Source organism: Nostoc sp. LEGE 12447 (genome assembly GCF_015206985.1).
GTDB lineage: Bacteria > Cyanobacteriota > Cyanobacteriia > Cyanobacteriales > Nostocaceae > Nostoc.
The window spans coordinates 1-6,230 of the sequence record NZ_JADEXT010000107.1 but is presented as its reverse complement, the minus strand read 5'-3'; the positions used below and the strand labels follow the sequence as shown (position 1 = coordinate 6,230).

General features: G+C 44.5%; 7 protein-coding genes and 1 pseudogene. All 8 read right to left on the bottom strand.

The features are described from left to right. Positions 1-308 precede the first annotated feature (308 nt). Positions 309-599, bottom strand: a complete 291-nt coding sequence (locus tag IQ274_RS36165) for a hypothetical protein (protein WP_194145233.1) — start codon at positions 597-599, stop codon at positions 309-311. After that, entirely contained in the window at positions 596-1,423 is an 828-nt protein-coding gene (locus IQ274_RS36160; RefSeq protein ID WP_194145232.1) for a hypothetical protein, read from the bottom strand. Before IQ274_RS36160 ends, IQ274_RS36165 begins: the two co-directional genes overlap by 4 nt. A 29-nt stretch (positions 1,424-1,452) precedes the next feature. Further along, positions 1,453-2,877 (bottom strand): hypothetical protein, encoded by a 1,425-nt coding sequence (locus tag IQ274_RS36155; protein WP_194145231.1) that lies wholly within the window; start codon positions 2,875-2,877, stop codon positions 1,453-1,455. Continuing rightward, positions 2,874-3,524 carry a hypothetical protein gene (locus IQ274_RS36150; protein ID WP_228058639.1) on the bottom strand — a complete coding sequence of 217 codons (651 nt, stop codon included), beginning with the start codon at positions 3,522-3,524 and terminating at the stop codon, positions 2,874-2,876. Before IQ274_RS36150 ends, IQ274_RS36155 begins: the two co-directional genes overlap by 4 nt. A 65-nt stretch (positions 3,525-3,589) precedes the next feature. After that, the gene (locus IQ274_RS36145) at positions 3,590-4,648 is read right to left on the bottom strand and encodes a hypothetical protein (RefSeq protein ID WP_104902157.1); all 1,059 of its coding nucleotides are present in this window, start codon (positions 4,646-4,648) and stop codon (positions 3,590-3,592) included. Further along, positions 4,648-5,340, bottom strand: coding sequence for a hypothetical protein (locus tag IQ274_RS36140; RefSeq protein WP_104902156.1), 693 nt, complete (start codon positions 5,338-5,340; stop codon positions 4,648-4,650). The genes IQ274_RS36145 and IQ274_RS36140 overlap by 1 nt, the downstream gene beginning before the upstream one ends. Then, on the bottom strand, positions 5,318-5,860 hold the full coding sequence (locus IQ274_RS36135) for a hypothetical protein (RefSeq protein WP_104902155.1): 543 nt from the start codon (positions 5,858-5,860) through the stop codon (positions 5,318-5,320). The genes IQ274_RS36140 and IQ274_RS36135 overlap by 23 nt, the downstream gene beginning before the upstream one ends. Then, positions 5,857-6,230, bottom strand: a pseudogene (locus IQ274_RS36130) (AAA family ATPase); the annotation flags it as partial. The gene IQ274_RS36135 and the pseudogene IQ274_RS36130, both read right to left, overlap by 4 nt.

The following is a 6,230-nucleotide window of genomic DNA, read 5'->3' as shown; positions in this document are numbered from 1 at the left end:
TCTGTGCGACTGAGGCGGAAAGCGGAACTAGAGAAGCTATTGCAGCCAGTAGAAAAGGCTTAAGTTTCATGATTTTTGTTAAAGTAATCGGGACATTGTTCTTGATTGGAGCCGCGTGGATGTACCGTGCATATTAGGATTTCTTGGTCGTATTGTCGCCCATGAAAATAGGCACAACTCTCGCATCCACTTTTGTCTTGCTGTAGCTCTACTAGTTCGCCAAGTGAACTTGGCGGGGTAAAGGGTAAGGGGGAAGGGGGAAAGGTTTCAAATCCCTTACCCCTTTCCCTTTCCCCTTTCCCCAGTCCTCACTTAGCATTTCTGGGTTGGCAGACTACTACGTTTCCTGTTGGTGCTAACAGCTTTTTGGATTTTCTGTACTGGTTTATTTGCAATACAGTTAAGGTTGCAAAGGGCATGGGTAACAGCCATTTTAAGTAGGTTTTTGCAGGACTAAGCTTTGTCTGACCCACAGCCAAAAGAGTAGTCAAAAGCAGCAAATAGCCGATTGGTGGAAACATCCATAACTCACCTTCGCACCTACATGAATCCAGAAAATCGCCTAATTCTTGGCGAATAGATTTAGAAAAATTGTTCACAACCGCCCCCATTCAAGTAATTGATCAAAAGTAGTTTTATCGACCTGAGAAAGCGAAATTGCCTCATCTCTAGTCTTGCCACGCCGTAATAGTTTGATAGCATCTTGCACCTTGTTCCAGGTGGTAGATCCGGGTCGAACCTGACCTTTGCGCCCAGCTTCTGCTAGCCCAAAAGCGAGAGCATTAGCATCGTTTCTCTGAATCGCACCATTTAGCGTAGTCCCAGGATTGGGGCGCATTAAGGCAACAGGTTGAGGCAGAGGGACTTTTATTGTTTGTGGTGGCGGCGAGGGCTGCGGGAAGTCTGATGGCGCTGATTGCGGCTTTTGAACTGTTAGGGTAAGTGGCGTTCGCGGACGGGTAATTGGCAGGGGTCGATCCGAGTCCGATTTAACTACCAAGCTCGTGTAAGCTGGGTTGCCAGTAGCAGGGACTATCTTAAATTGATATTGTTTTTCATTGGTAAGCACTGTAATTTGAGTGCTTCCATTACTGCTAGAGGTAACAGGAAACTTGATCGGGTCAATCTGGCGAAGAAAGATTACAGTCGCTTTACCTCCTGTGCAGTTAGAATCACCGCCTGATGACTGGCATAAACCACCGTTTGAGGTAAAAGCGAAGCGACTTGGATCACCAATCCAAACTTGCTTGATAGTCTCTCCCGTAGACATCAAATTAATAGTTAATCCGTAGCCCTTCCACACCTTTAATTCGATAGCGTTGGAGTTTGCATCATTCTCATAAACCGTTCGGATGGGCATTGCCGACACGCTTGAGGCAGTTGCTATTAAGAGGGTTGTAACAATAGCGAGTTTATTTAACATTTTTTCTAGTTACCCTAACGTTATCGTGACTAGAGCGATATTGTTTGATTAACGAATATTTGCACTGGCTTACCAACATCGATCACAAATACTTCTTCTCTACCGCTTAACTTTTGAGAACGGGCGACATTTGAGCTTTTGATATTGTCGAGAACGCTATTAAATGCACCCTCTCCAAAAGCGGCAGATAAATCTTTTTGCTCGTTGGTAGTGGAGCTAGTAGAGAAGCCATTAGAGTTGCTGCTGATTTGAGTTGTGGGGCGGTTTTGTACTTCGGCCGCCTTGGCAACTCCCGCAACAATCGCTCCTATAAAATCGTTACCCAGGTTGCTACCTTTACGGGACTGCGCTTTTAGAAAACCACCATCAGAAGCCATAATCAGAACAGCGTTTGGTGGGAGTTGCTTTTCTTGCGTATCACCATTGGAATTGACCAATACTGAAACACCGCGCAGCTTGGCAAAGCCCGAACCATTGGACTCTGCTAGTTGAACAACCAGATAAGCACCCACTCTTAGCACATCCCTACCATCTGAGGCTTTTAAGGGTTTTGTTAGTTTCACCAAGTAATTCTGGTTGCCAGCGTCACCAGTGCCCCAAGCGATCGGCGTTTCTAGCCTACCCTCTGCGGTGCTGCCAACGAGTACGCGAAGAGCGTTGTAATTAATGCTAGTGTTCTGTCCAACTTGTGTAGCTCCTCCCGTACCTCCTTCAATTCCATTAGTATTGATGGGTTTTTCGTCAAGTGACTCATCGCCTGAACTCCTGAAACTACCAGCGTTTGCAGCGAGAAGCCATTGCTGAGTGGGGTCTTGGGTGGGGGCGTTGCTTGCAGCCGTTGGGAACGCCAAAGCAGATTGTCTGATCGGCTGGGCAATTTGGGGCTGGGGTCGAGGCTGGGGTTGCGATCCTCTAGCCGTGGGAAAAGTTCTAGGCGTTGGAGGCACGCTTGTAACTGGGTAAGGTCGCTGGATGCGCTGCACTGGTTGCAGGGGAGGGGTAACGGGTGCCATTCGGGATGGGGCTAAGGTTGGGCTAGGGGTTGGGGTTGGCAAGCGATCGCGAATCTTCTTTAGCTCGTAATTTTGGCTAGTCAGAGCAAGCGCTGTTTTGTCCTTACCCGTCTCGTCCACCACTTCTGCTTCTGGCGTTTGTTCCTTAGCTTTAGTCGGCTGTGCCTTGTTACTGGAAAAATTCAAGGCGTTCATTGAATTGCCGATCAAGGCTCCGATGATCGTCACAAAGGCAAGCACTATCAGGGCAATAACGCCCATTTTTAAGAGTGGAGATTGCGAGACTGTTCGAGCAGTAACAATTTCTTCTGGGGCGGGGTTCTCGGAGGGTTGAATTGAATCGTCAACCCTTGTTGTTTTAGCGCCGTTCATCGCGGCAAAATCTTGCTCTTCTATCTCAATAGTTGCCTCTTGCAAAGCTGATTGGGTGTTCTTTTTCATAAATCTAAATCCTGGATTTTGTAAATTTCCAGCCCAGCTTTGCGGACGCGAGAGGCTGTTTCTTGAACATCGGACGCAAATCTAGGCAGGGCAGCCGTATCAATCGCCCTAACGAATATAGTTTTGTTAAAAGAGATGGGCTTGCCGACTAAATTACTGCCTTGGAAAACAACAATCTCTCCAACCATATCTACTTTCCATTGCCCATCCTTAATCCGAGTCGGCTGACTGATTAGGCTAACTTTTAGGATTGATTGCGTAGACCCATTAAAGACATCGGGCGGCGTAAGATTACTTATCTCTTCAAGGAATGGTGCGCGAAAATCTTCTGACAACGCAAAGCCCCAAGCCCATACACTAGTAGTAATCTTGGCTTTTGATGTTGATACCCCAGGATCTAATTTTAATTGTTTGGTGGGGTCTGGATTGTAATCATCGCTTGGCTTTGGTAGAGCATTCCAACTTAAAAGCCCAGTCATTGTCTGCCCGACAAAATGCGTAATAGCTTGCGGCGATCGCTCAAGGCTACCTATAGGAACAACTCTGATGGATTCGCCATCAGACAATTCTACCAAGGTCGAAGCTTTCGTTTTAGAAAACGTTGCTATCCGAGCAAAATTAACGACTTCTATTAATAATAAAAGCATTAATAAAACCGCATTGACTATTAAGAAAATTGGGGTGAAATTTAGCTCTTTTCTCTCTAATAATTTCATCTCCTTAACCCCACCGAGAATTTAACCCCACTAGTGAAAGCTGAAAATACAGCCATTCCGCCACCAGTGCCTATAGCTACTGCAAGTAATGGCGAGAAAATCGCTTGCAAAAGTTGCAATAATAAAGGATTGCTAGAAGGTTTGGAGACTATTGCGCTGGCAATAATGCCTACTGTTATCGAGTACGAAATGAGAACCAATGTCAGTCCTAACCAGCCAGACAGCCAAGCGTAAATAGGCTTGCTTTGGAAGGGCAGCAAAGATAGAACTAGGAAGATTGGGGCGGCGAATGCAATCATTAAAAATGACAGTTGGACGATGTATTGAAAAGCTGCTGATAGTCCACTGAGGATTACGTAAACAAAGCCTTGAACTGCGCTATTAATTAGTTCGCCAGTAAGGTCTAAGGGGTTCCAACTTCCGACTCCAGAACCCGCGCCAGTCTTTTCTCTAGCTTGCTGTGCAGATTTTCTGGTATCCTCTACAGCCTTATTAATGCAAAGTTGTTTTTCGCTAAACTCTTGACCCTCTTTCTTCTCCTGACTAAGTTTTTCACAATTAGCTAAAGCTATCTGTGCGGCTAAAATAAAGCTTTGGTCAGCGTTGACATTTCGGATAGCATCTCTCAAATTCACGCCATTTCTAGTAATATTTAGAATGTTTCTATTTAGTCCAGTGGATACATTTTTCAGCGCGATTGTCGTATTGGCGAGAAGGAACCCGTTGTTACTTAGCATGACAATTACTAGCAAAGGTAAAACCATCTCAGAGACAAAATCAAACCCAAAACCTTCTTCTGCATATTTCCGATACCACCCAAAGGAAGCAAAACCAATCATAACCACAGCAGCAAGAGTAGAAACAGCAACAACAGCCGTATAAATTGGGTTTGTTCCTGATGCCAGTTCAGCCCAATCATTCTCAAAGGATTTATAGATTAGGTCTGCACCATTAACCGCCCCTTCAACTATCTCCCCGGCGTTTGTAGTCCCTGTATTTTCCCCCGCTTGCTGTCCCGTAGTTTGAGCAAATAGGATAGTTAATAATGCCAGCATTATTGATTTTTCCAGAATGAATCGTTAGCGGCGGCAGATTGGATGATTTGACGGGTAGCAGCGTTAGATTCCTGATCCTTCGCCGCCGCTTGCTCATCCATGCGACTAGAAATGTCAGCAAGATTAATATTGGTAACTGCCAAAGAACGGGATTGTTTTTGAGCTTCTGAGTGAAGGGATTTTGCAATCACAGCGCTTTGTAAGTTTTGAGTCGCCATCTTTTTGAGAATGTCTTGGGTGATGACATCATCTTGAGCGGCATTAGCATTTTCGCTTGATTGGGAGGTAGCATCATTAGTGGTTTCTGCCTCCTGTGATTGGACTTTTTGTCCTTCAGCACCAAGAACTGATTGAGACTGTCCGCGTGTATATTGTTGGTTCCAATCCTTGATGGCATTATCAGCTTGAATGCGTGGATCTAGTATTAGTAAATCCCCTTCTTGTTTTTCTATGACTTTCTCAATGTTCTTACCAGCTTTTAGAGGATCGGGAATACCTAAATCTCCAACACTAGACTCAATCGCCTGATTTAATTCTGCTGACAACTTGCCCAAACTTTTAGAAAACTCTTTCTGGTAATTACTAATGTAAGCCTGTAAACTACTGTAAATTTGTTGAAATTGAGTCAGAAAAGATTGGTTTTGATTTGTTTGGGCGTTAGCTGGGAGACTAGAAAAGGATATCAAAACCACTGTGCTTGAGATTACGATCAATCGTTTGGGATCTTTCATACAAATTATCCATGTCTACTACAAAAGGTTTTTTGGTACAGTAGGATTCGACAGTCGCTTGTTTTTTTGATTTATCGAAGGACACGACTGAAACCATTAATGTTTTTGGCAATGTTTCCTTATTTAACAAGCTCGTAAAAAAGGGGTCGTCAAAGGGCTTTGCATTAGGCGGAAGGGTGGAAGACTGCGATCTCAAAATCATCACGTAATCTCCAGGATCAGCCGATTCCGAATTAATCCCAGGTTGTTCTAACCCCGGAAGGATCTTATTTTGATACTTCACTGCTTTTAAACTAGGACTGAATCTAACGGCATCTTCACCCAATTCTATGTACACCCCGCAGTCATTCTTTGCGTTTCTCATACGTTTTTCATATTGAGCTTGATTGTATTGCCAAACCTGAAAGCTTCCTATTGACGCAACACCCGTGAGGATTGCCAGCAATAACTTATTTTGAATGGCTAATGATAGTACCTTCATAACGGTTTTCCCTGTTTGATGCAGTCAACATAATACTTAGAAAATTCTGCCACCCAGGTGAACTTGTTGCTGTGAATTTTCTTGAACTTATCTCGTGTGGCTTGCTCCTCTCGGCTATTAGCGACCAACGCCAGCAGGGGATACGAGGGATAATAGCGACAGCGCACATACTTGTTGTTGTAGTCGAGCAACCACAACGTATATAGCTGCTGAATATTAGGGACAAAGCTTTCGTTTTTATCGATAATTTCTCTAGGGATGCCCAGCAACTCAGAGAAACTATTAGCCGCGCCTGGGACAATCCGCCCAATCAACCGCAATGGCATATTTTGTAATATTTGTTCTCCCGCCTCCGATTTAGCAATAGAAA

Bases quoted from the DNA above. Each gene is read 5' to 3' on its own strand.
- IQ274_RS36145 (WP_104902157.1), bottom strand. From the start codon at position 4,648: ATGCTGGCATTATTAACTATCCTATTTGCTCAAACTACGGGACAGCAA.
- IQ274_RS36135 (WP_104902155.1), bottom strand. From the start codon at position 5,860: ATGAAGGTACTATCATTAGCCATTCAAAATAAGTTATTGCTGGCAATC.
- IQ274_RS36155 (WP_194145231.1), bottom strand. From the start codon at position 2,877: ATGAAAAAGAACACCCAATCAGCTTTGCAAGAGGCAACTATTGAGATA.
- IQ274_RS36150 (WP_228058639.1), bottom strand. From the start codon at position 3,524: ATGCTTTTATTATTAATAGAAGTCGTTAATTTTGCTCGGATAGCAACG.
- IQ274_RS36160 (WP_194145232.1), bottom strand. From the start codon at position 1,423: ATGTTAAATAAACTCGCTATTGTTACAACCCTCTTAATAGCAACTGCC.